The sequence below is a fragment of the Clostridium sp. NkU-1 genome (assembly GCA_001312405.1).
Map to the genome: position 1 here is coordinate 371087 of BBDR01000001.1, position 24018 is coordinate 395104.

21 protein-coding genes, 10 pseudogenes and 1 riboswitch are annotated in these 24018 nt (G+C 45.1%); of the genes and pseudogenes, 5 read left to right on the top strand and 26 right to left on the bottom strand.

The genetic code is table 11. The annotated features are described in order from the left end of the window. The 21 genes and pseudogenes from JCM10519_RS01860 to JCM10519_RS01925 form a co-directional block, all read right to left on the bottom strand. Nucleotides 1–912, bottom strand: a pseudogene (locus JCM10519_RS01860) (ABC transporter permease). A gap of 223 nt (nucleotides 913–1135) precedes the next feature. Next, entirely contained in the window at nucleotides 1136–1624 is a 489-nt protein-coding gene (locus JCM10519_RS25345) for an ABC transporter substrate-binding protein (protein ID WP_347842932.1), read from the bottom strand. Further along, entirely contained in the window at nucleotides 1614–2156 is a 543-nt protein-coding gene (locus JCM10519_RS25350; RefSeq protein ID WP_347842810.1) for an ABC transporter substrate binding protein, read from the bottom strand. The genes JCM10519_RS25345 and JCM10519_RS25350 overlap by 11 nt, the downstream gene beginning before the upstream one ends. Nucleotides 2157–2369: 213 nt before the next feature. Next, nucleotides 2370–2486: a DUF2179 domain-containing protein gene (locus tag JCM10519_RS25355; protein ID WP_347842811.1), complete on the bottom strand. Its 117-nt coding sequence runs from the start codon at nucleotides 2484–2486 to the stop codon at nucleotides 2370–2372. A gap of 5 nt (nucleotides 2487–2491) precedes the next feature. Further along, nucleotides 2492–3145: a YitT family protein gene (locus JCM10519_RS01870; RefSeq protein ID WP_347842933.1), complete on the bottom strand. Its 654-nt coding sequence runs from the start codon at nucleotides 3143–3145 to the stop codon at nucleotides 2492–2494. 237 nt (nucleotides 3146–3382) lie between these two features. Beyond that, nucleotides 3383–4902 (bottom strand): annotated as a pseudogene (gene galT, locus JCM10519_RS01875) (UDP-glucose--hexose-1-phosphate uridylyltransferase). Nucleotides 4903–4957: 55 nt separating this feature from the next. Beyond that, nucleotides 4958–5200, bottom strand: a complete 243-nt coding sequence (locus JCM10519_RS25360) for a Gx transporter family protein (RefSeq protein ID WP_347842812.1) — start codon at nucleotides 5198–5200, stop codon at nucleotides 4958–4960. Beyond that, nucleotides 5157–5426, bottom strand: coding sequence for a Gx transporter family protein (locus JCM10519_RS25365; RefSeq protein ID WP_347842934.1), 270 nt, complete (start codon nucleotides 5424–5426; stop codon nucleotides 5157–5159). Before JCM10519_RS25365 ends, JCM10519_RS25360 begins: the two co-directional genes overlap by 44 nt. Before the next feature lie 197 nt (nucleotides 5427–5623). Continuing rightward, nucleotides 5624–6414 (bottom strand): annotated as a pseudogene (locus JCM10519_RS01885) (DegV family protein). A 131-nt stretch (nucleotides 6415–6545) separates the two neighbouring features. Further along, complete coding sequence (locus JCM10519_RS01890) at nucleotides 6546–7811, bottom strand: ATP-binding protein (protein ID WP_347842813.1); 1266 nt, start codon at nucleotides 7809–7811, stop codon at nucleotides 6546–6548. Between the two features lie 183 nt (nucleotides 7812–7994). Next, nucleotides 7995–8684: a winged helix-turn-helix domain-containing protein gene (locus tag JCM10519_RS01895; RefSeq protein WP_054737844.1), complete on the bottom strand. Its 690-nt coding sequence runs from the start codon at nucleotides 8682–8684 to the stop codon at nucleotides 7995–7997. Between the two features lie 46 nt (nucleotides 8685–8730). Further along, nucleotides 8731–9054, bottom strand: coding sequence for a PhoU domain-containing protein (locus tag JCM10519_RS25370; RefSeq protein WP_347842814.1), 324 nt, complete (start codon nucleotides 9052–9054; stop codon nucleotides 8731–8733). Nucleotides 9055–9094: 40 nt separating this feature from the next. Beyond that, complete coding sequence (locus JCM10519_RS25375) at nucleotides 9095–9235, bottom strand: hypothetical protein (protein WP_347842815.1); 141 nt, start codon at nucleotides 9233–9235, stop codon at nucleotides 9095–9097. Further along, nucleotides 9204–10388, bottom strand: coding sequence for a Na/Pi cotransporter family protein (locus JCM10519_RS01900; protein ID WP_347842816.1), 1185 nt, complete (start codon nucleotides 10386–10388; stop codon nucleotides 9204–9206). The genes JCM10519_RS25375 and JCM10519_RS01900 overlap by 32 nt, the downstream gene beginning before the upstream one ends. A gap of 102 nt (nucleotides 10389–10490) precedes the next feature. Then, complete coding sequence (locus JCM10519_RS25380) at nucleotides 10491–10679, bottom strand: membrane dipeptidase (protein WP_347842817.1); 189 nt, start codon at nucleotides 10677–10679, stop codon at nucleotides 10491–10493. Continuing rightward, nucleotides 10619–11334 (bottom strand): annotated as a pseudogene (locus tag JCM10519_RS01905) (membrane dipeptidase). Before JCM10519_RS01905 ends, JCM10519_RS25380 begins: the two are co-directional and overlap by 61 nt. Before the next feature lie 278 nt (nucleotides 11335–11612). Continuing rightward, nucleotides 11613–12745, bottom strand: a pseudogene (locus JCM10519_RS01910) (ABC transporter permease). Between the two features lie 31 nt (nucleotides 12746–12776). Further along, nucleotides 12777–13484 carry an ATP-binding cassette domain-containing protein gene (locus JCM10519_RS01915; RefSeq protein WP_054737777.1) on the bottom strand — a complete coding sequence of 236 codons (708 nt, stop codon included), beginning with the start codon at nucleotides 13482–13484 and terminating at the stop codon, nucleotides 12777–12779. Nucleotides 13485–13507: 23 nt separating this feature from the next. Further along, nucleotides 13508–15019, bottom strand: coding sequence for an HlyD family efflux transporter periplasmic adaptor subunit (locus JCM10519_RS01920; RefSeq protein WP_347842818.1), 1512 nt, complete (start codon nucleotides 15017–15019; stop codon nucleotides 13508–13510). Nucleotides 15020–15071: 52 nt separating this feature from the next. Then, a complete protein-coding gene (locus tag JCM10519_RS25385; RefSeq protein WP_347842819.1) occupies nucleotides 15072–15209 on the bottom strand; it encodes a hypothetical protein in 138 nt (45 codons plus the stop codon). 93 nt (nucleotides 15210–15302) lie between these two features. Next, the gene (locus JCM10519_RS01925) at nucleotides 15303–16391 is read right to left on the bottom strand and encodes an S-layer homology domain-containing protein (protein WP_054737778.1); all 1089 of its coding nucleotides are present in this window, start codon (nucleotides 16389–16391) and stop codon (nucleotides 15303–15305) included. Nucleotides 16392–16780: 389 nt separating this feature from the next. On the opposite strand from JCM10519_RS01925, the pseudogene JCM10519_RS01930 reads away from it, so the two are divergent. The 3 genes and pseudogenes from JCM10519_RS01930 (at nucleotide 16781) to JCM10519_RS01940 (ending at nucleotide 18466) form a co-directional block, all read left to right on the top strand. Further along, nucleotides 16781–17454, top strand: a pseudogene (locus JCM10519_RS01930) (response regulator transcription factor). Next, nucleotides 17451–17861 carry a hypothetical protein gene (locus tag JCM10519_RS01935; protein WP_054737779.1) on the top strand — a complete coding sequence of 137 codons (411 nt, stop codon included), beginning with the start codon at nucleotides 17451–17453 and terminating at the stop codon, nucleotides 17859–17861. The pseudogene JCM10519_RS01930 and the gene JCM10519_RS01935 overlap by 4 nt, the downstream one beginning before the upstream one ends. A gap of 89 nt (nucleotides 17862–17950) precedes the next feature. Next, nucleotides 17951–18466 (top strand): histidine kinase dimerization/phospho-acceptor domain-containing protein, encoded by a 516-nt coding sequence (locus JCM10519_RS01940; RefSeq protein WP_054737780.1) that lies wholly within the window; start codon nucleotides 17951–17953, stop codon nucleotides 18464–18466. Nucleotides 18467–18766: 300 nt separating this feature from the next. On the opposite strand, the pseudogene JCM10519_RS01950 reads toward JCM10519_RS01940, so the two are convergent. From JCM10519_RS01950 to JCM10519_RS01970, 5 genes and pseudogenes are all read right to left on the bottom strand, one after another. Continuing rightward, nucleotides 18767–19478, bottom strand: a pseudogene (locus tag JCM10519_RS01950) (GTP pyrophosphokinase family protein). A gap of 36 nt (nucleotides 19479–19514) precedes the next feature. Continuing rightward, nucleotides 19515–20351: pseudogene (locus JCM10519_RS01955) on the bottom strand (Mrp/NBP35 family ATP-binding protein). Nucleotides 20352–20417: 66 nt separating this feature from the next. Then, nucleotides 20418–21161, bottom strand: a complete 744-nt coding sequence (locus JCM10519_RS01960) for a Cof-type HAD-IIB family hydrolase (protein ID WP_347842820.1) — start codon at nucleotides 21159–21161, stop codon at nucleotides 20418–20420. 244 nt (nucleotides 21162–21405) lie between these two features. After that, complete coding sequence (locus JCM10519_RS01965) at nucleotides 21406–21954, bottom strand: folate family ECF transporter S component (RefSeq protein WP_347842821.1); 549 nt, start codon at nucleotides 21952–21954, stop codon at nucleotides 21406–21408. 61 nt (nucleotides 21955–22015) lie between these two features. Beyond that, nucleotides 22016–22113: riboswitch (THF riboswitch) on the bottom strand. Between the two features lie 54 nt (nucleotides 22114–22167). After that, nucleotides 22168–22629 carry a phosphatase PAP2 family protein gene (locus JCM10519_RS01970; protein ID WP_347842822.1) on the bottom strand — a complete coding sequence of 154 codons (462 nt, stop codon included), beginning with the start codon at nucleotides 22627–22629 and terminating at the stop codon, nucleotides 22168–22170. Between the two features lie 236 nt (nucleotides 22630–22865). On the opposite strand from JCM10519_RS01970, the pseudogene JCM10519_RS01975 reads away from it, so the two are divergent. Both JCM10519_RS01975 and JCM10519_RS01980 read left to right on the top strand, forming a co-directional pair. Then, a pseudogene (locus JCM10519_RS01975) lies at nucleotides 22866–23236 on the top strand (CidA/LrgA family protein). 54 nt (nucleotides 23237–23290) lie between these two features. Beyond that, nucleotides 23291–23918: pseudogene (locus JCM10519_RS01980) on the top strand (LrgB family protein). The last annotated feature ends 100 nt before the right edge of the window (nucleotides 23919–24018 follow it).

A 24018-nucleotide genomic window follows, 5' to 3' on the forward strand; every position in this document is an offset into this window, starting at 1 on the left:
TTATTCTCCTCCTTCTGTATAAGATTTTCTGATGCGCCATTTATTCGCCATAACCGGTACGCAAAGCGCCACTGCAACGATCACAGCCGACAGCAGCTTCATATCGTTGGCATTCATGCCCATTCTCAAAACCACGGCACGGATCACAAAATATATGACAGAACCAACTACTGCAGAGGTAAGCTTGCTTGCAAAGGAGCGCAGCTTTCCCATCAGTACATCACCAATGACAATAGCGGCAAGGCCGATGACAATGGCACCGGTCCCCATACCGATATCCGCATATTTCTGGCTTTGACAGACCAACTCCGGAAAGTCCCACAAGCCCGTTGCTGATGGTAAGTGCCAGAAGCTTTGTCCAGTTCGTATTGACGCCCTGGGCTCGGATCATTGCCTGATTATTGCCCGTAGCGCGCATGGCGCTGCCGATTTCCGTCCCAAAGAACCAGTAAAGAAGGGAAATCATAAGGATTGCCAGCCCGATTCCGATGATCATGGTGGCAGCCTGCTTGCTTAATCCGGTTACAGCTATGAATTTAGACATAATCGTATCTGTCTTTAAAAGCGGCACATTACTCTTTCCACCCATAATCCGGAGATTAATGGACCAAAGCCCGATCTGCGTCAGGATTCCTGCCAGAATTGCCGGTATCTCAAAGATCGTATGCAGCATTCCGGTCACTGCTCCGGCTGCCATCCCGGCCACCACCGCAACCCCTAAGGCAACCCAGGGATCTGCATGAAAATTCAGTATCATAACAGCGCATACACAGCCGCCCATGGCAAAGCTGCCATCTACCGTCAAATCGGCAATATCCAACAGTTTGTAGGTAATGTAAACCCCTAAAACCATAATCCCCATAAAACCCCCTGAACAACTGCATCCTGAAGGGATACCAGCAAACCACTCATCAATCATTCCTCCGCGTATTTTCTCGTTTCATATTTCCTGCCCATGTATTTGGGGCAGAGCCCACCCCGCTTTACCGGGTGTAAAGGTATGCCCAAAGGGCGTTCATAGGCATAAATGCCTTACATAAAAAATGAAATCCCCATCCTTTATGTAAAGCATCTATGGATGGCAGGCGGCCAGTCAAATGGGCCATGCCTGCCGTTCATTTCTGTATAATTCTGTTTATTTAAGGCCGGAAACATCAATCCCAAGAATCTTTGCTGTCTCTTCGTTGACAGTAAGCTTGCACTTATCTAAAGGAAGGTATTCAATGGGCATCTTGGAGATATCCGCACCCTCTTTTAAGATCTTCACTGCCTGCTGACCGGTTAAGTAACCCAGTTCATAATAATCAATGCCGTATGTAGCAAGACCGCCAGCCTTTACCATGCCTTCTTCCCCGCAAATCACCGGAATACCGTTTTCATTGGCTACCATGCTGACAGTTGCCATACCTGCGGCAATGGTATTATCGGTGGGAACATAAAGGGCATCGATCTTGCCTACCATGGAGGTAACCACCGTCTGGATCTCGTTGGAGTTGGACACGGTGTACTCCACTGCTGTCATGCCTTCTGCCTCAATTGCTTCTTTTGCCATCTTGGCCTGGATCTCAGAGTTGGATTCTGCGGAACAGAAAAGGATTCCAACGGTTTTTGCATCAGGGAGAATCTTTTTTTAACAGGGATATCTGCTCTTTCACAGGAGTTAAATCAGAGGTTCCGCTTACGTTTCCGCCTGGATTATCGTTGCTTTCAACCAAATCGGAGGCTGCCGGATCAGTGACCGCTGTCATCAGAATCGGAATATCGCTTGTAGCTCCAGCCACAGCCTGAGCTGCCGGTGTTGCGATGGCAAGGATCAAATCATCTTTGTCATTGACCAGCTTACTGGCAATGGTCTGGCACGTAGGCTGATCGCCGGAGGCGTTCTGCTGGTCAACCGTGTAGTTAAGACCTGCTTCATCAAGTGCCTTTATAAAACCCTTATTGGTCGCATCTAAAGCCGCATGCTGTACAAGCTGGAGAACTCCGATTTTAAACTGCTTTCCATCTGCTGTCTTTTCTGCCATGGATTCTGCCGCTTCGCCTGTCTTTTCCGCCGCAGAGGCTGCCGTATCCGATGCCTTGCTGCCGCATGCTGATAAGGACATCATCATGACACCGGCAAGAACCAGTGATAAAACTTTTGCTGATTTTTTCATAATCTTCTCTCCTCTTCCTTCCAAAATTTCGTCCTTTTTGGAACTTAATTCGTATCATACTACAAAAAAGACAAGCCGTCAATTTTATTACTTTAATTTTATGTGTTTTTAAAGCGTTAAAGCGCATTTTTGTAAAAAAATGACGATAACAGAAGCTGTATTTGCTGCTCTGTTCGCCAAAAAGACCGGAGAATTTGTATTCTCCGGTCTTTATTAATTTGCTAGAAATCCATTTCCTATAATTTCACTGGAATTGGATATCAGTATAAATGCTGATGGTTCCACAGTACGTATATATTTTTTAAGCTTAAGTGCCTGGGAACGCTTCATGGTTGTCAGGATAATTGTCTTTTTATGATGGCTGAAAGCGCCTGTGCCTCGTAAACCGTGGCGCTCCTGTTAAGTCCGTGTATGATATAATCGCAAATGGGCGCTGGGTCATCGCAGATGATGCTGAAGCATTTGCATAAGTTGATATTCTCAATGACATCACCGATGATGAGGGATTTAGCCAATAGACCAAGAGAAGAGAACAGCCCGGTCTCCGGTCCGAATACAAAGTAGGCCAGGATGACTCCCGCCAGATCCACCAGCAAAAGCACGGTACCTATATTAAGACTGGTGTACCGTTTCAGTATCATGGCAATAATGTCCGTTCCTCCGCTGGAAGCTCCCGTGTTAAAAAGGATGGCAGTGCCTACGCTTGGCAAAAGAATGGCAAAAATCAGTTCCAAAAGCGGTTCATTAGTAAGAGGTTTTGTAATAGGATACAGCCGTTCCAAAAAATATAGAAATACGGACATCAGGATGGTGGCGTAAACCGTTTTAATCCCAAAGCTCCGTCCCAGGAAGAGAAAGCCAAGCACCAGTAATACGGTGTTCACAATGTTTGTAAACTCACTGGCCGACCAATGGGTTAATGCACTGAAAACTGTTGCAAACCCTGTGACACCTCCGAATGCAAAATTATTGGGGAATTTGAAAAAAATAGATTCCCACCACCATAATCCAGATGCTGAACGTGATCAGTCCATACTCTGTAAGCGTTCTCAGTGTTTTGTTTTCTATCTGCTTCATGACTGTTTATCTGCTCCCCTCCGGCTCCTTTTAGCCGGTTTGTACGTTTTTATTGAGTGAATACAATATTTCCTTTCACTCCAACTCGACTATACCTCAAAGGGGAGGTAATTACAAACACCAATCCATCTGACCTTCTCACAGCCTTTCTATTGTGAACAAGGGTTAAATCCCACACTGGCAAGGAACCGTTTAAACCCGTTTCGGCCCTGTTCATCACATTTGTAAACGCCTGCGTCCTCCAGCACCCGCTCAAATACCAGGCCAACCTCCTTTTTTTTAAAATATCCTCTACGTTTTCCTTTGTTACTTTTTCGTATTTTTGAAGAAAAGCCTCCGCCCAGTCCGCGTGCTTCTCAATGGTTTCATCATCTCTTATATCTTTCCCTTCCACAATGCACTTAGCCAGCAGGTTCAGTTCTTCCTTCAGTCTGGAAGGCAGGACCGCCAATCCCATGACCTCAATTAAGCCGATATTCTCTTTCTTGATGTGATGAAGCTCCTGATGAGGGTGGTAAACGCCAAGAGGGAATTCTTCTGTGGTGATATTGTTTCTTAAGACCAGATCAAGCTCGTATACTCCATCCCGCATTCTGGCAATTGGGGTGATGGTGTTATGAGGCTCTCCCTCCGTTTCCGCAAAGATAAAGCTTCCTCATCCGTATAAGCTCTCCAGGCATCCAGAACCTTGGTCCCAAGGGCAATTAAGTCCTCTGGATTTTTGCTTCTGGTTCGCAGTACGGACATGGGCCATTTCACGATTCCGGCTTCCACTCCTTCAAAGCCTTCCATCTGGAAACAGCTCTCCATGGGAGCCTTAGCCATGGCAAAATCATAATTTCCTCCCTGAAAATGGTCGTGGGAAAGAATAGAGCCTCCTACAATGGGCAGATCCGCATTGGAACCAAGAAAATAGTGTGGGAACAGCTTTACAAAATCAAACAGTTTTACAAAGGTGTCTCTCTCTATTTTCATGGGAATATGCTGTCCGTTGAAAACGATACAGTGTTCGTTATAATAAACATAGGGAGAATACTGAAAGCCCCACTCACTGTTGTTGATCTTAAGACGGATGATCCTGTGGTTATTTCTGGCCGGATGGTTTGTCCTTCCCGCATAACCCTCATTTTCCATGCAAAGCTGGCATTTGGGATAACCGCTTTGTTTCACAAGCTTTGCAGCGGCAATGGCCTTTGGATCCTTCTCAGGCTTTGATAAATTCACCGTAATATCCAGATCACCGTATTGGGTAGGAGTCACCCACCGCATATCCTTTTTGATCCGATAACGCCTGATATAATCGGAATCCTGGCTCAGTTTATAATAATATCCGGTTGCAGCCTGAGGTGACTGGCTCTGATACAGATCCCAGAACGTTTTTTTCTACTTCACCCGGCCTTGGCATCAGACAATTCATCAGCTTTGTATCAAATAAATCCCGGTATGTAACACTGTCTTCTTCTATTATTCCGGCCTGGCAGGCATAATCCAGCAATTCCTTTAAAACAGCTTCCAGATCAATATGGTCCCATTGTCCTGGCTGCTCCTCATATTCGTCCATCATCATTACATCAAGGATCTGGTTAAGGGCATAAAAACGGTCCGTTTCCTCGATCAACCCTGTGTTAAGCCCATATTGTACCAGCTTCTTAATTGCCTCATAAATCATTGTGGTGTCCCTCCTGGTTTCTTTTCTCCTTATATACCTCTCCAATTATACCGTTCTAAAAGGAGCAAAACAATATACTATATTTTGTTTTTATTGCATTTTTTTTAATAAAATTACTGATCCTGCTTATGATCATGCCGCCCAGGATCCCTATGATAAGTCCTGCGGCCGTGCCTGCTACCAGAAGCATGGGAAGATAAAAGAACACTCCGGCCTGCTTGACCACAAGAGCTGCCACGCAAACCTGCCCGATGTTATGACCCACACCTCCCAGAATACTGATTCCTGTTGTACCCATCCAGTTTTTTTCTCTTGCAAAGAACCATTATAAGAAGGCTTAAGCTCCAGCCTCCCAGGCTGTAAAGCATGGCAAATAAGTTTCCAAAGGTAAATCCGGTAAGAACGATCCTCAAAAGTGAAATGAAAACCGTTCCGCCTGTCCCTACCGTATAGAGCCCCATAATCGTGACCAGATTGGCAAGTCCCAGCTTTACCCCCGGTATTCCAAGAGAAATGGGAATCAGTTTCTACAAAACTGAGCACAAAGGCCAGTGCAATCAGCATTCCGTACAACGCTGCCACATGTGCTGAATTTTTAACTTTCATAAGAGCTCTCCTTTTTCCTGCATTCAGCCTTTATCTTATCACACTTTGGTATTTATGTAAAAGAAAATCCCGGAGAGCATCCTCATTATCAGGAAAATACTCTCCGGGAGAAAAACTAATCCATTCTTTTGTCTCCCCAGAAAAATAATGCCACAGTACCAGGCCCGGTATGGGAACCGATGACAGCCCCAATGCTGTTTAACAGCACCTTTTCAGAAAGCCTGGGGAAACGCTCCTCCACCAGGGCCGCCACTTCCCTGGCATCGCTTTCACAGGCGGAATAAGAGATAAAGCATTTCCCGCTGTAATCCCTTCCCCCGTCTGCATGGGCTTCCATTGTGTTCACAATTTCATGGATTGCTTTCTTCTTGGTACGGATCTTCTGCCTGGGAACCAGATGCCCCTTGTCGTCAACACTCATAAGAGGCAGATGTTAAGCACAGTGCCAAGCATTGCGGATGTGGCTGAAATCCTGCCTCCCCGTTTAAAACTGGTTAAATCCGTGGAGAAGAACCAGTGATGCACAAATAGCTTGTTATTCTCCACCCATTCACTTGCTTCTTCCAGGGAAACACCCTTGTCCCTTAAGTCTGCCACTGCATCGGTCAGAAGTCCATAGCCGGCAGAAGCCCCAAGGGAATCCACAATAACGATCTTTCTTTCCGGATACTTAGAGCTCATTTCTTCCCTGGCTACGCAGGCAGAATTGTAGGTTCCTGAAATCCCGGAGGAAAGGGTGAGGTGCAGAATATCCTTGCCTTCCTTTAAAAACGGTTCAAAAAAATCACAATATTCTTCCACATTTACCTGGGAAGTCACAGGGGCCGCACCTTTGGCGATCCGGCCATAAAACTCAGGAAAGGGAATACTCTGTCCTAAGTCATCCGGATAGGTGACGCCATCCATTGTATAGTGAAAACACACATAGGGAATTTGGCGCTGTTCAAAAAAATTCCTTCTTCATATCTACTGTAGAACAGCAGGTTAAAACAAAACTTCCCATATCTGTACACCTCCTATCATTTGCTGAATCAATATTAACACATTTTTTCCAGAATTGGAATCTTTACAACAAATTCCGTTCCCACATCAAGCTCTGAGCGTACGGTAATGGTACCATGATAGAAATTTACAATGTGCTTCACGATAGAAAGTCCCAGGCCGGTCCCGCCCTGTTTTTTGCTCCGCCCCTTGTCCACACGGTAAAACCGCTCAAAAATACGGTTTAAAGATTCTTTTGGGATACCCATCCCATTATCCTTAACACGGATTATCACATTGTGGTCCTCTTCTGTCACTGTGACCCATACCTGGCCGCCGGGCTTGTTGTATTTGACCGCGTTGCTTATAAGATTTCCGAAAAGCTCCTTCATCTGCTGTCCATTGGCATAAATGCAAAGGGGCTTGCAGTCTACATGGATGATAACTTCATGAGATGCAACCAGCGGTTTTAAGGATTCGACGATATCATCTAAAAGAATGGACAGACGCACATCACTTTTTAAAACCTCTGCTTCCTTTGCCTCAAGCCGGGAAATCATCAGGATGTCATTGATAAGGTGATTCATATTGACTGCTTCCTTTTTGATTCGCCTTATAAAATCTATCTTTTGTTCTTCATCCTGAATGATCCCGCTTTCTAAAAGCTCAGCATACCCTTGAACCGATGTAATGGGAGTTTTCAGTTCATGGGAAGCATTGCTGAAAAATTCCTGGCGGATCTGCTTTTCCAGTTCAATCTGGTTTAAATATTCCTTTATATTTTTAGACATTGACCTGGTTGTTTCCGCTATAATATTAATCTCCGGATACTGGTAAGTTTCAAAGGAAAGGTCTGTATAATCCCCGTTTACTTTTAACATTTCCTGGGAAATTTCCTTTAACGGTCTTGTAATGGATTTTGAGAAGCTGTCCGCCGAAAATGCAGAATACATAATGGCCATCAGAAAACTGAGCCAGATGGAAGGCAATAACAGCATCAGATATTCTTTCATGCCGGAATATGGAATTGCCATACGAAGAATATAATCCGCCCGTGAGGAGCAGATTGCCACGTAAAGCATATTTTCCTTAAGGGTCTCGGAATAGCGTCTGGCCGTGCCGGTCCCCTCAGAAAGAGCTTCTTTCACTTCTTCCCTGTCCAGATGATTATCCAGGGAAGTGGCCGGTACATTCCCAGTATCGGCCACAATGCTTCCATCCATGCGTATAATTGTAAAACGGCTTTCACTCTCACCCAGTGACTGCTTAAGGCCTCCTATTTCTCCGGTAAGATCACCGGAATAATCCAGGATCTCATCCATTGCTCTTAAAGTGTATGTCATGTCTTTTCTGGAATTTTTAAGCAGTGCGCTGCTGGAGGCGATATAAAAAACAGAGCTGCTGAGTATCAGCACTACTAAAATGATCTGGATAAATTTTTTTTAAAGATCACGCTTCTCATAGATTCCCCCATCTGCGCATATAGCCAGACTATATATATTTCCCTACTCTTCCGTCTTAATAAAACGATAGCCTACGCCGCGGACCGTCTTGATGCAGGAACCGCCGTTTTCTCCCAGCTTTTGCCGGAGTGTACGGATATGCATATCCAGAGTCCTGGTTTCCCCATCGTAGTCATACCCCCAGATATGGTTCAAAAGCTCATCTCTGGTGACGACCTTATTATGGTTCTCCATCAAATACTGTAAAAGTTCAAACTCCTTTAGCGTCAGTTCAACCTTGACGCCGTCACAATGGACCTCTCTTGTCTTTTTATTTAAGCTTAAGCAATATTGATTCAGCTCGTTTGAGTCAGCCTGTCCTCTGGTGCTGCGCCGCAAAAGACTTCGGATCCTGGCGGCCAGCTCCATGACTCCAAAGGGCTTTGTCATATAGTCGTCGGCTCCGCCGTCAAGTCCTGCCACCTTATCAAACTCTCTGTCTTTCGCGGTCAGAATAAGAATTGGAATATCCTTTAAAGACTCATTTTTCCGAATTCTGCGAATGGCTGTCAGCCCGTCCATACCGGGAAGCATCAGATCAAACACAGCCAGGGCCGGCTTGTCTGACTCAATATGCCTTAAGGCTTCCTCCGCCATCTCAAAAGCAGATACTTCATAGCCAAAACCTTCCAGGGCAATTTTAATTAAGTCCCTGATGTTGTCATCGTCTTCAATTACATAGATACGCTCCATACATTCTCCTTTCCACATTCCTGTCCGCAGGGCGTTCCCTTTTCTGTTACATTTCATCCCTCACGTAACCTGCAATATTATGAGCATGGTCAGAAATACGTTCCAGGTTGCTTAAGGCATCTAAAAAGATGACTCCGTTTTCCGGCTTACAGGTTTGCGCGGATAAGCGTTCGATATGACGTTCTCTTAATTCCTCTTCCAGGCTGTCCACACGTTCCTCACTTTGGATCACTGCACGGACCTCTGACATGTCTCCGGTCTCCCTGGCCTTTATGGCATGCTCCAGAGAGGAACGTACCTCCTTAAGCATTTCCTTGATTTCATTTTCAGCATCCTTTGAAAAAATAATGTTCCGGTTGGCTTTTTCCATTGCCAGTTCGGATAAGTTCTCACAGTGATCGCTGACCCGCTCAAAATCGCTGATCGTATAAAATAAGTTTTTTAACCAGAAGATGCTGCTCCTCGTTTAAGGACTGGTTATTGATTTTTATCAGATAATCTGTGAGCATCTTTTCATAATCATTGATCTTCTGTTCCATTTTTTTCCACAAGCTTTGCCTCTGCCCTGTTGTTGCCAAGAAGAGCGGCAGCCGCTAAGTCTAAGTTTTCCATGGCGGCATTTCCCATGCTCACAACTTCATGGTTTACATTTTCAATGGCAAAGGAAGGAGTCTCTAAAATTCTCTCATCCAGATGGCGCTTCATCTGGGTATCAGGATCCATTGGAGCTTCCTTTTTATTCTCCCGCACAAAGAAGCCTGAGGCCTTTACCAGAAGCCCGGCAAAGGGGAATAAAATAATGGTATTGCTCACATTAAATATGGTATGGAAGATGGATATTCCCACACTGCTGATTCGTGAAGCCGCAAAAACCGGATTCAGCTTAAACACTACAAACATGATACAGCCGAAAATAACAGCACCGACCACATTAAAAAGAAGATGAATGACAGCGGCGCGTTTAGCCGTTTTGTTAGCTCCCACACTGGAAAGCAGAGCGGTTACACAGGTACCGATATTCTGCCCTAAGGTGATAAAAATTGCTGACTGCCAGTTTACGATTCCGTTGAGAGCCAGAGTCTGCAAAATTCCTACGGATGCCGAGGAGCTTTGGATGATGCCGGTAACAACAAGTCCTGCTAATATTCCAAGGAGTGGATTTCTTCCCATAATGGAAAATGCCTGGCTGAAAATAGGGGCGTTCCTGTAAGGAGTGATGGAATCTGACATGAAGGTAAGCCCAATAAACAGCACACCAAAGCCTACCAGGATCTCACCGATCTGCTTTTTCTTTCCGCTTCCGGTAAAAAGGCTTAAAACAGCGCCCACGCCTACCAGGGCCGGAGCAAAAAACTCGGGCTTCATCATCTCTCCCCATTCACTCATGGACACGATCCAGCTGGTAACGGTTGTTCCGATGTTGGCACCCATAATGATGCCAACGGCCTGCTCCAGATTGATGATCCCGGCATTTACAAATCCTACCACCATGACTGTGGTGGCTGAGCTGCTCTGGATGATGGCGGTAATTCCGGTTCCCAAAAGCACACCCATGAGCCTGTTGCTGGTCAGGACCCCTAAAAGCTGCTGCATTTTATGGCCTGCTGATTTTTGAAGCCCATCGGCCATGGCGTCCATTCCATAGAGGAACATCCCCAGCCCTCCAATGAATTTAAATAACATTTGTATTTCTGTGATTGACATAGCATCCTCCATTTTTTCATGATAGTACATTATTGTAAACACTATATCAAGTCTATGTAAAAAAATATGCACGTAAATGTAAAATTTATGTAAATTTATGTCTTAATGTAAAATTTCTTTATAAACCCGAAGGACATTCCCATAAAAGACTGCCTCAATTTCCCTTTCTGAAAATCCCTCTTTTTTCATATAAGCTTCCAAAAGGGGTAAGTCTTCCGGGGATTTAAGCTCTAAATTTCCCCCGATTCCGTCAAAATCCGATCCAAGGCCAATGCACTGGATGCCTCCCACCTTTTTATATGCTTCATATGGGAAACCATATCTTCCACCCTGCTTAAGGCTCCTTCTCCTTTTTTCCAGTCATGAAGAAAATCGGCGCAATAATTGATTCCGGTGACGCCGCCCCGTTCTGAAAGTTTTTTTATCATATCATCCGTTAAGTTCCTGGGATTAGAGGCAATGGCCCTGGCATTGGAATGGCTGGCCACAAACGGCTTTTCCGTATACCGGAACACGTCTTCTATCCCGGCATCTGACAAATGGGACACATCAATGACGATTCCCAGCCTTTCCATCTCCCGAACAAATTCAATTCCCTTTTCCGTAAGTCCATGCTCCGTTTCCGGTTCAAAAAAGGCCTCTCCGTTTTCCTCCCAGATCCGGTTGGGATGTGCCAGTTCATTTTTATAGTTCCAGGTAAGGGTCGCCATACGGACACCCAGCCGGTAAAAATTCCTTAAGAACGCCGGTTCTCCCTGCATACGCCTCCTTCCTCTATGGTCAGCATGGCAGACATTCTCCCATTTTTCCGGTTTTCTTCAATGTCCCTGTAGCTTTTTACAATACCAATGATATCCTCATATTTTTCCAGTTCAATATAAAAGAGATCAACAAGCTTCATACAATATTCAAAAGGATGTTCCTGCCTGGCGAGATTTGTAAACAAGGCAAAGTTCTGTAAGCAGTAATCCCCTTTTTCATGCGCTCCAAATCAATATGACAGTCATTTTTTAAGATGGAAAAGACCTTTCCTTCTTCTTTCCGGTAAAAAAAAGCTCTGAAATGGTATCACAGTGCATATCAACAACCTTCATAATTCTTCCCTTTCTCATGATCCACTAATTTACTCTACGCAAAAGGAGCAGCCCAAAAATGAGCTACTCCTTTGGTAACTATGCAAATAGTATCACCAATATGATATATTTGCAAGAAAATGTTGGTTTTTTACTCGCTGCGCAGAGCGTCAATAGGGTTTAAATCCGCAGCTCTTCTGGCAGGCATATAGCCGAACAAAAGGCCGATTCCAACGGATACACTGAAGGACACTATGACAGCACCCGGTGTTGGGGTGGCATTTATCCCCATGGCAGTTCCAATGACTGTGGTTGCCGCAGAGCCTACCAGGATCCCCACTACCCCGCCAAGAGAGCTGGTGACTGCGGCTTCTATAACAAACTGCTGCATGATGTTGTGCTTTTTTTGCTCCCAGCGCCTTCCTGATCCCGATTTCCCTGGTGCGTTCCGTTACCGACACCAGCATGATGTTCATGACTCCCACTCCTGCAACCAAAAGAGAGATCCCGGCGATTCCGCCAAGCATCATGGACATCATGGAAATCATGGAATTTAAGGAATCTAAAAGTTCACTCATGGCAGTAATCCGGTATAAGTCCTCATCCTTGAAGGTCCCATAAAGAAAGGTGTTAATGGCCTCCTTGGCCTCTGTGGTATGGTCCATATCAGCGGTGGCAAAGACATAGCTGTTTATATCAGCAGTGTTGTTCATCTTGGCTGCACTGCTGTAGGGAAGGTACAATACGTCGTCCGAACCACCAGCCTTAAGCTCCGCCTCATCCTGTCTGGAAACCACGCCAACGATCCTGTAGGCAGACCCGTTTATTTTTATGGACTGGCCAATGGCTTTTTCTGCTCCTCCGTATAATTCCCAGGCCACATAATAGCCTGCAACACAAACTTTTTGTCTGGATAGGATATCAGAATACTGGAGGAACCGTCCTGAATCCAGGGTCTGATCTTTCATTTCCAAATATTCCTCGCTGACACCGGATATTGAAGTATTGGTCAGTGATTCCGTTCCGTTTTTTTAAGGTAGAGGATAAGGAAACCTTTGGCGTCATCTGAGAAAAAAGATTCCTGTTGTCTTCATAAAATTCATACATCTGATCCACGGTTATGGACCTGGATGAAAGATTGGTTACATTTACATTGATCTGGTTTGTGCCCATGCTGGCGAACCGTTCCGTCATATAGGACATTTGTCCGTTTACAAGGCTTACCAAAATAATGACCGAGGCCACGCCGATAATGATTCCAAGCATGGTGAGAAAGGAACGCATCTTATTGCTCCAGATGCTCTTTAAAGCCATTTTAAAGGATTGCAGAATATTCATTTACGTCTCCATCGAAATTAATCTTACCATCGTGTACCCGGATCACCCGCCTGGCTTCCCGCGCAATGGCGCTGTCATGGGTGATCATGACAATGGTATTCCCTTCATCGTTCAGCTTTTTCAAGAAATTAAGGACTTCCCGGCTGGTTTTTGAGTCCAGGGCTCCCGTAGGTTCATCAGCCAGAATAAGAGAGGGATCTCCTGCCAGCGCCCTTGCAATGGAAGCTCTCTGCTGCTGGCCTCCGGAAAGCTGATTGGGATAATTTTTCCACTTTTCCGCCAGACCTACCCGTTCCAGAGAGGCCATAGCCCGTTTGTTCCGTTCATTGGCCCCTGCCCCTGCATATAACAGGGGCAGTTCCACATTTTCAAGAAGGTTCAGTCTGGGAAGCAGATTATACTGCTGGAAGATAAAGCCGATCATCTTATTCCGTATCCCTGCCAGCTGGTTATCCGACATCCTGCCTACATCCTCACCGCCCAGAAGATATGCTCCTGAGGTGGGAACATCCAGTGCACCTATGATATTCATGAGCGTGGATTTTCCGCTTCCCGACTTTCCAACAATCGCCACGAATTCCCCGCGGCAAATGGTTAAGGATACTCCGTTGTTTGCACAGACCTCTTCCTCGCCCATTTGATACACTTTATAAATATCCTTTAATTCAATCAAGGTATTTTCCACGCTTTACAACCTCCTTGTGGTTATCAGGGCTTGAAACTGCCGTTGCCTGTACTCCGGCTTCCACCACCGTAACCGCTGCCATTGCCTATGCTTCGGTTTCCACCGCCGGAACCGCCTGGGGATACATTTATACCGCCCATGCCTCCCGGTATCACAATACTAGGTGAGTTGCTTACAGTTGACTGCGCAACGTAAACCTCCTGGTTCTCTTCCAGTCCGCCGGTGATTTCCACATAGTCATCATTGATCAGGCCTGTGGTAACTTCTACGGCCCTAAAGCCTGCAGGAATGTTCCCCTTTGCCTCTTTTACTGTTTCATCCTTTACATAAACCTGATTTCCCCGCATCAGCGCATCAGCCGGTATTGCAAGGACATCGGTGGCTTTATCCAGTATGATCACTCCGTCTACGTTCATCCCGGGGAGAAGCTCATCCATGCCGTCATTTAAGGTGACAGTAACCGGATAAGTGGTAACGCCGTTGGAGGCAGAGCTTTCCAGGCTTACATTTGTAACTGTGCCGGAAAAGGTTTTACCGGCCACGGCATCTGCCGTAATGATTACCTCCTGGCCTACTTTAACGGACTTGACATCCAATTCATCCACAGACATTTTAAAGGTATAGCCGGACATATCGTATATAACTGCCAGGGTTGTGCTTCCGCTGGAGCTTTTCGTGATCTTATCTCCTGCCTTCACGGTTTTTGTAATGATCTTTCCGGATATGGGAGCAGTGATGGTGTAATTATCATACGTATTCTGGGTGCTCTCCAGCTTGCTTTTTGCTCCTTCTAAAGTTTCCTGGGCCTTTTCCAGGGTATCTTTATAAGTGCGAAGCAGCTTATCCGCGGACTTGCTTTCCATTGTAAAAAGCGGAGTGCCCTTTGTTACATAGTCACCTTCATGAACCAGCAGGGTTCCCACCTCCACACCGGAAGATAAGTCCGTTTTCATGGTCGTCTCAAGTTTCGGCTCAAAGGTTGCTTCCATACTGCACACATAATCGCCAACCGCAGCCGTAGCCGGGGTTTCCGTGGTAAGACCGCCTGGATTTGTCACTTCAAAGGTAACATAACGGACGATGCGTCCGCCTGTTAAGGTTACATCCATATTGCTGACGGAAGTGACCACGCCCTGGACTTCTTCTCCCGTATCAGTAAGAGTCAAAACCGCCTCCTGTCCTGCCGTTATCTGGGAGGCCTCCCCGGATAAGAACGGAAGCTTGATCTTCATGGTCTTATCATCGTAGACGGAAGCAATCTCCGTATTGTTTCCCACCTTATCACCTTCCTTAATGGAAAGAGATTTTATGTACCCGCTCTCAGTGGATTTATAGGTGTTTCCGCTGTAATCACCTAAGGCAGAATTATAATCATCCAATGCGGCTTCATAATTTTCCTGGGCTCTTGACAGGGAGTTGTTTACAGATGTCATCTCTGATTCCATGGATGAGGTGTCGATCTGATAGAGGATCTGTCCCTTTTCCACCTCATCTCCCTCTTCAAAGTCCGCTGCAATGACTTCTCCTTCAACCAAAGAGGTTATGTCATAGGTATTCTGGGGAGAAATGGTTCCGGAGGAGGATAGCTCAGAAACGATATCCTGCTTTGCTGCCTTTGCAGTTCTTATGCTTTTTTTCAGCAGCTGATGCTGCCTTTGATTTTTTTAAGCCCGCGGCCACCATGACTCCTGCCAGCACCGCAAGGATTATGATCAGAAAAACCAAAACTTTTTTTTCCCTTTATCCGGCCTTTTCTTTTTTTCTTTTGAATATAATTTCTGAATGATTTTTTTCATTCTGGCTTCTCCTGTTAATCTTCTATTCTATATAATCAATGACAGTCCGGGTTTCATTTCCTTCCTTGTCTACAGACAGAGTATAGACCAGATTCACGGTATCTCCTACCCGTAAGTCCCCATAGGAAGAAAATGCAAACTTCATCTCCGTGCTGGTAAGCTCGTAGGTGTTGCCGTCATCCAGTATGATTGCTCCCGGCGTCATTAAATCCGCAGAATCATAGACCACGTTGGTAATTTCTCCAAATACAGCGGAACGTCCGTTTTCATTTTCATTTCCAACGGTGTAAAGCCACACGGTTTTAGAAATAGTATGATAATATACCAGGACCCCCTCCGAGCTTTCCAGGGAAACATCAATTGCATCACTGGAATTTGTAACAGGCTCTCCATCAAGGTAAATATTGGCATCACTAAGCTTAAAGGGCAGAATGGAGTTGAGTCTGCTCTTGCTTTTGGCAATTTTCGGTCCCTTGATGCTATTGTCCACCATTGTAAACGGATCGATCTCACCGTCACTTGTCAATTCGCAGTTTAAGCTTTTTCCAAACATGGTTCCAGACTTTGTATCTGTTTTTAACAAATTATAAAACAGGTTGATGCAATCCGATTTATTTAAGATTTCCAAAGCCTCTTTATTCAGATTCTCATCTAATTCCAGAAAATGATATTTAGAAAGCCTGGAACCGGACTGGTCACCGGTAAAATCAGAATTTACATATCCTAAAAGTCCCAGGACTCCTTTTACTGCCTCCTGAAGTGTTATGGATTCATCTGGTTTAAAATTTCCGCCCAGATATCCGTTCATCCACCCCTGTTCCGCTGCAATCCGGATCTGGGCCGCATATTCATGGTTTCTTGGCACATCGGCAAATACGGAAGTGTTGCTGGTTTTGCCGGCCGTGCTTCGATAGGAAGAAGCATTTACCAGCATACTGGCAAATTCCCCCCGTGTCACTGACAGATCCGGATTCCCAACACTCATGATCCCCGAGACTCCGATTACCTTTTTCCTTAAATCAAAATTACTTGATGCCTCCGTTATCATAGGACTGACTGCCGTCGCCGCAACTGCAAAAGCCAGGGAAGCCGCTATTCTCTGTCTGTTCATCCAGTTTCTCCTCTCATTATTCAAATCTGAAGTTTATTTTAACAGGCTCTTATGTCGGTTTTGTGATAGTAAGCTGAAATTAACCTGAAACTTGGCATTTTCCTTAAAATATCTGGAATCCCTTAACCAAAGCAGTCTTTTACCATGAGATTTCAGCTTATTTTAAGCTTAATCCATTATGATTAACACAACTAAGAAAAACAGGCTTTGGGGGTATTTCTTAGTTGCTTCATAAGCATTCTCAACTTATAATAAATGTCAACAGGTTCATAATATAGGTTATTGGAACTTGCAACGCAAGTGAAGATAAAAGGGGCGCTCTATGCCCCGTTCATCCGATTATGAAAACATCTTTTTTTTCATAATAACAGATATAGGAGAATCTAACCATGAAGGTATTGATTGTAGAAGACGAAGTAAGACTGGCCGATGCTTTGGGACAGATTATGAAGGAACAGCATTACCAGGCTGATATTGTGTATAATGGAACTGACGGCTTATCCTGCGGCCTTTCCGGGGAATATGACGTCATTGTTTTAGATGTAATGCTTCCGGGACAAAACGGCTTTCAAGTGGTAAAAAAGCTGAGAGAGGCCCGCATACAGACTCCTGTACTCATGCTGACCGCACGGGATGACATTCAGGATAAGGTGACCGGACTTGACCGGGGGCTGATGACTATATGACCAAGCCATTTGTTCCTGAAGAGCTGTTAGCCCGCATCCGGGCGCTCTCCCGCCGTCAGGGAGAAGTGATCGTAGAAGAAATGAAATTCGGAGACTTAACCCTTAGTTTGTCTGCCAATGATTTATGCTGCGGCTCCAAATCCATTCATCTTGGATATAAGGAATTTGAGGTGTTAAAAATTCTTATGGGCAATTCCGGCAGAATCGTTTCAAAGGAAGCCCTCATCTCAAGGGTATGGGGCAGTGAATCTGACGCAGAGGATAACAATGTGGAGGCTTATATTTCCTTTTTACGAAAAAAACTGCATTTTGTAGGATCAAAGGTAGAAATCAGCACCCTTCGCAAGGTCGGATACCGCCTGGAGGAAAGGTTATGATAAAAAAATTAAGAAGAAGATTTGTTTTGGTCAACATGGCTTTTGTGATAAGCATTCTCTCCGCTGTTCTTGGCATGTTTTACTACACCAGCTTTAAGCGCATGGAACGGCAGACCGTCATGGCTCTTTATCAGGCTGTAGACCGAAACCTGCCGGACCGGCTGCCGGATAAAGTGGAATTTGGCCGCAGGCCTCCAAAAAATCTGCCGTCTCTTGTCCCGTCTTTTGTGGTGACCTTAAACAACCGCAACTCCATAGAAAATATAAGGGAAATGAACATAACCGTTACCAAGGATCAGGCTTCCGCTCTGGTGGAGCTGGCAAAGGCTGATGGTTCTCTCCAGGGGGAGCTTAAGGATTATTCCCTACGTTACCTTAAGGTTCCCTTCCCGGAGGCACGAAAATAGTATTTGCAGACCAAAGATATGAACGGAATAATTTAAAGATCCTGCTTGTCAATTGTCTGCTTGTCTTTCTTGTGGCGGTCTTTCTTTTTTTGATCCTGAGTATTTTCCTTTCCCGTCTGGCTTTAAGGCCTGTGGAAAATGCATGGCGGATGCAAAACCAGTTCATTGCCGATGCATCCCACGAACTAAAGACACCTCTTACTGTAATCCTGGCCAATTTGCAGATCCTTTCCCATCATAGGGAATGCACCATCATGGACCAGCAGAAATGGCTGGACAATACAAAAGAGGAGGCAGAACGCATGAAACAGCTTGTGGAAGAGCTGCTCTTTCTGGCCCGGTCCGATACTGGAGCCGTCCAGGCCTCCCAGGCAGCAAAGGCTGCCCTGGATTTTAGTGACATCGTATTAAACGGAGTCCTGCTTTTTGAATCCATTGCCTTTGAAAATAAGGTGAAGCTGGAAAATGAGATCGGCCAAGGTATTATCCTGGACGGCTGGGAAGCCCAGCTAAAGCAGGTAATCACCATTCTCTTAGACAATGCCTGCAAATACGCAGGAAAAAAACGGGTCCGTATCTGTCCGCCTAAAGAAATCTTCCCATAATGCGGTCCTGACCGTTCAAAATACGGGGGCTCCTATACCTGAAAAAGACCAGGCCCATGTTTTTGAACGGTTTTACCGGACAGATGAATCAAGAGTCCGCAAGGAAGGAGGCTATGGACTTGGCCTTTCCATTGCAAAGACCATTATTGACCACCATAAGGGAAAAATCAGCCTGACCAGCAGCCTCGAAACAGGAACCGTTTTTACTGTTAGCCTCCCCCTATCTTCCCGGCAGCATTTAAACAAAACTTAGAAAAGGGAGCAATTGGGGTTTTTCACCCAATTGCTCCCTTTAATTATTTATTTGGAAATTGTAACTCCATGATCCTCAATCCTCTTTCTGATATTAAGCATCCTTTCATCGGTCTGTGCGATCACATCCGCGCATTCCCGCAGTTCTTCACTGATTTCCTGGGAATATTCTTCCACTTCTTTTTTATATTTCAATTGGTGATCCAGGCTGGCCCAGAAATCCATGGCAATGGTACGGATCTGGACCTCTGCCCGCATCCATTTTTTCTGGTCGGAAAAGAACACGGGGATCTCTACGATCATGTGATAGCTGCGGTACCCGTTTTTTTTGGGGTGGCGGATATAATCCTTTATGGCAATGATATGCACATCATCCTGGCGGGCCAGCATATCTGCCACCGCATAAATATCATCAAGGAAGGAGCAGATCACGCGGATTCCTGCAACATCATCCAGATTGTCCATCATGGATTCCAGGGAAACCGGCAGTCCTCTGCGCTGCAGCTTTTCCACAATGCTTATGGGCTTTTTTTACTCTGGATTTAACCATTTCAATGGGATTTCTGGAGTTTCTTACTGACAGCTCGTCATTTAAGACCTCCAGCTTTGTCTTGATCTCCCGAATGGCACAGGTGTACATCATCATAGCTTCCTGAAACTGGTACGCCTGCTTTAAAAGCGGGTCTGGAACCTGAACCAGATTGGGAACATTCACAATGGACTGGTTCAATTCACTATTGGGGTTCATACTAATATTCATTCTTATCCCTCGTAACGTATCATAACGTATATTACTTTAAGCTTTTTCTGCGGCTGAAACTGCCCCTTCAAGCCAGGCTGCCTCTAAATACTCGACCGTACCGCCATCCACTGCGGCAGCGATCCGGGGATCAATGGGGATTTTAGCCAGAACGGTAAGTCCATTTGCTTTGGCCGCTTCATCAACGTGGCTCTCTCCAAACACAGAAATCTTCTTGCCACAGTCCGGGCAAATCAAGTAACTCATGTTCTCAACCAGTCCAAGAATGGGTATATTCATCTTTTTCGCCATATTTACGGCTTTTTCAACAATCATGGTAACCAGCTCCTGAGGAGAAGTCACAATGATAATTCCGTCTACAGGAAGAGACTGAAACACGGTTAAGGGCACATCTCCGGTTCCCGGAGGCATGTCCACGAACATGTAGTCAATTCCATCCCAAAGGCTTCCTGCCAGAACTGCTTGACTGCGCCTGCAATGACAGGACCTCTCCAGATGACCGGATCCGTCTCATGATCCAGGATCAGGTTCGCTGACATCACTTCAATTCCCGTTGCAGTGGTTGCAGGGATCATAAGGCCATTTGGCGTCATGCCCACACCGTAATCCGAAAGGCCAAATGCTTTTGGAATGGATGGGCCGGTGATATCTGCATCCAGAATGGCCGTTTTATAGCCTTTCCCGTTCATGCCTACCGCCATCATGGAAGTTACCAGGGACTTACCTACGCCGCCCTTTCCGCTTACAACGCCGATTACCTTTTTTTACTGTACTGGCAGGGTTAAGGGGCTCTAAAAAGCTTACCTGTTCCTCCCGGCTGCCGCAATTCTCCTTACAGGTATTACAATTATGAGTACAATTTTCTTCACTCATTGGTCATTCCTCCTAATAAATTATAGTCTAATATATGGAAGACGGCCTTCTTTAGGCCATCTGTTTCTATCGAATCCGTAATGTATCCGGCAGCGCCTTTACCTCATCAGAGGCATTTCCCATAGCAATTCCCAGGCCTGCACCGGATATCATGGAAATATCGTTATTGCCGTCACCAATGGCAGTCATCTCATGGGCAGAAAAACCGTAATGCTCTGCCATCTTCATAATCCCGTTCCACTTGCTTCCGCCTGCAGGAATCACATCACAGCCCATCTCGTCATGCCACCGTATGAATTCGCAGCCGCAAAGATGCTTCTTTAACTTCTGCTCCATATCGTATGATACGTAAGGTATTATCTGGTAAATAGGCTGGTTTCTGGCCCGTTCCACATTTAAAACCGGAGGAAGCCTGGTTCCAATATCCATCTGGACCTTTTCCACCGCATGATTCACCATATTGATGTACATCCGGTCCCCTTCCATGAACATGCAGGGAAATGGCTCCTCCTCCAAAAATGCCAAGGTCCGTTCAACTTCATCAGGATCTATGGGCAGATCATAAATGATCCTGTCCCCGCAATAACAATACTGGCCGTTTAACGTCACATAGCCGTCAAAGAGGAGCCCCTCAAGAAGGTCTTCCTGTTCCATTTCAAGCTTATGGCGCCCCGTTGCAATAAACAGAAGGATTCCTGCCCTTCTGGCTTCCATGAGCGCCTCTTTTGCACTGTCAGGAATCCGTTTTGTCTGAAAATCCCGAAGCGTACCATCAATATCAAAAAAAATGGCCTTTATCTTTTTTTCCATTTTCCATCATTCCTTCTTAATCTGATTGTTCTGATCCGGCATTGCCATATCATGCAAACACTTAAGATTATAATATAGCTTATCGGAACTTGCAACGCAAGTTTCGATAAAAATGGCTGCTTCTTAGCCCGTCCATCCGATCATGAAAGAAAGGTTCTGTCTGCGAATTTCATTTAAAAAGGCCTGTGCGGTCATTATTGACGCTACAGGCCTTAAATTTTATTTTGTTCCCGCAGTCTGGGCCTTACGGATTGTTCGAAAGACCCCCATGGTATCCAGCGCTTTTGCCATGGTATAAAAAAATCATGGAGTCAATTGGCCACATGACCAGGTTTTTCAGTGCCCTTACAGGAAGAAGCACCATAAAGCCTTTTCCGTACAGGATAGAAAGACACATGGTATTGAGAATCACGTTGCAGACCAGCATGACCAGAAGCTTGGAAACCAGAACCCTTCTTAAGGTGACGGGTTTTCTGTAATACATACAGCCATACATGATACCTGCCAGAACGGTTACCAGAGTCAGTCCCGGAAAAAATGCGCCTGTAGGCTTTAATAAATATTTAAGCACATCCAGGCTTCCCGAAAACAGGCCTCCTACTACCGGACCAAACAGATATGAAACGATTCCGTTGGGAATGGAAGAAAAACCGATCCGGATGTAATTTCCCATGTTAATGGAAAACATGCCCAAAACAATTGCTACTGCGCCAAACATGGCTGAGGTGGTAATGGTCCTTACAGACTTTAGCTCTCTGTAAGAATCGGTGAACAAAGTAACGAATTTTTTCATAAAAAAATACCTCCTTTGCAGACCTCAAACTACAACCGGAGATAATATGACTATCTTCTGATGCAGCGGGATGCGACCGGCGTACCGCAAGAAAATCTTTTCGTCCGGCTGACAACTCCCTGTTCAGCCGGCACTTAACGCACACGGGTCTACTCTGCGACTATTATATTGTACTTTTGTAACGCCATCAGTATATCACAGATTCTCCGGAAATCAAGTATTTTTTTTTAAAATTCCGCTCCTCTCCACTATAGAGTGAACCAAAACAGCGATCAAAGTACCTAAAACCAGTCCTCCCAGCACATCGGTCGGGAAATGAACAAACAGGTACATCCTGGAAAAACCGATGAGAACCGCCAGGACCAGGGCTGGAGTTCCCCACTTCCGGTTATAAAGCCAGATGCTGACGGCCCCTTCAAAGGAGGCCAGGGTATGGCCGGAGGGAAAAGAATAATCTCCTGGGTTTTTGATCAGAAGGGGAATGCTGTCATCAATCCAACAGGGCCTTGGTCTTGCAATCAGGTTCTTAAGGAACATATTCCCGATTAAAAATCCGGCTGCCAGGGATAAAATAACACAAAGACCCATGATTCTTGTCTTCTTAAAGCACAGGAGAACAGCACCGGTAATGATCCAGAAGATCCCACTGTCTCCCAGACCGGTTATTTCCTTCATAAACACATCCAGCCAGGGAGTATGTATTGATTGTAAAAAAATATAAAATATCAAATTCTATGCCAGCCATTATGCTTTTTTGCTCCTTTTCTATTCATGCTTTTATTATACCTTGCAGCCTTAAATTTGCCAATAAAAAATAAATTATGATAATAAAAACCATTTGACAAGCCATGTATTTAAGTTTAGGATAAACCGTAGTTGAAATTCAGGAAGGAAACGAAGGAGGCTTTGTAATGAAATACATCAGACAATTTACCATTATTCTTTTCATATCTCTGGCAGGAGAAATTATCCATCTGCTTGTTCCCCTTCCGGTGCCCGCAAGTATCTATGGTCTGTTGATCATGCTGATCGGGTTAAGGAAAGATGGATTCCATTGGAGGCGGTTGAGGAGGCCAGCACATTTCTTATAGACATTATGCCATTGATGTTTATTCCGGCGGCCGTCGGACTTTTGGATTCCTGGGGAGTCCTCCGGCCTATTTTAATCCCTTTTCTGGTCATTACCCTGGTTTCCACAGTCATCGTCATGGTGATCACCGGAAAAGTGACCCAGTTTTTCATCGAAAACGACAGCAATAGAAAGGCAGAAAAAGATGAGTAATACAGTAAGTGATTTTTTATTTTTTGGCGTGGTGCTGAGCTTTTAGGCTATGAAGTGGGACTTCGTTTGAAGAAAAGGTTCAAATGGGCTGTCTTCAATCCCCTTTTAATCTCCATTTGTGTTGTTATGGCATTTTTATCCGCATTTCACATTGATTATGAGGTTTACGACAAAAGCGCCAAATACATCAGCTATCTTCTGACTCCAGCCACCATTTGCCTTGCAGTTCCCCTTTACCGCCAGCTGGAACTTCTTAAGAAACACTCTAAGGCCATCATAGCCGGAACCCTGACCGGAGTTCTCACCACAATGAGCAGCGTATTGCTGCTGGCCCTGATCTTTGGTTTAAATCACCAGGAGTATGTAACGTTTTTGCCAAAATCCATTACAACCGCCATTGCAATGGGCATTTCAGAGGAAATGAGAGGATATGTGACCATTACGGTTGCCAGCATCATTATCACCGGCATCCAGGGAAGCATCATTGCGGAGGCCGTATGCAGGGTATTTAAAATCACGGAACATTGCCAAGGGCATTGCCATTGGTGCTGCTTCCCATGCCGTCGGGACCACAAAAGCCATAGAAATGGGAGAAATCGAAGGAGCCATGAGCAGCCTGGCCATTGCAACTTCCGGGCTCTGTACTGTTTTATTTGCTTCTGTTTTCTCGAATTTCTTATAAGAAGTAAGAAGTCAAAGACTTTTTTTGATATCTTAGCTAAAAGCATGAAATTATCTGTTTAAAGGGACAGGTTTTAGGTGTATAATAGATATGAGAAATC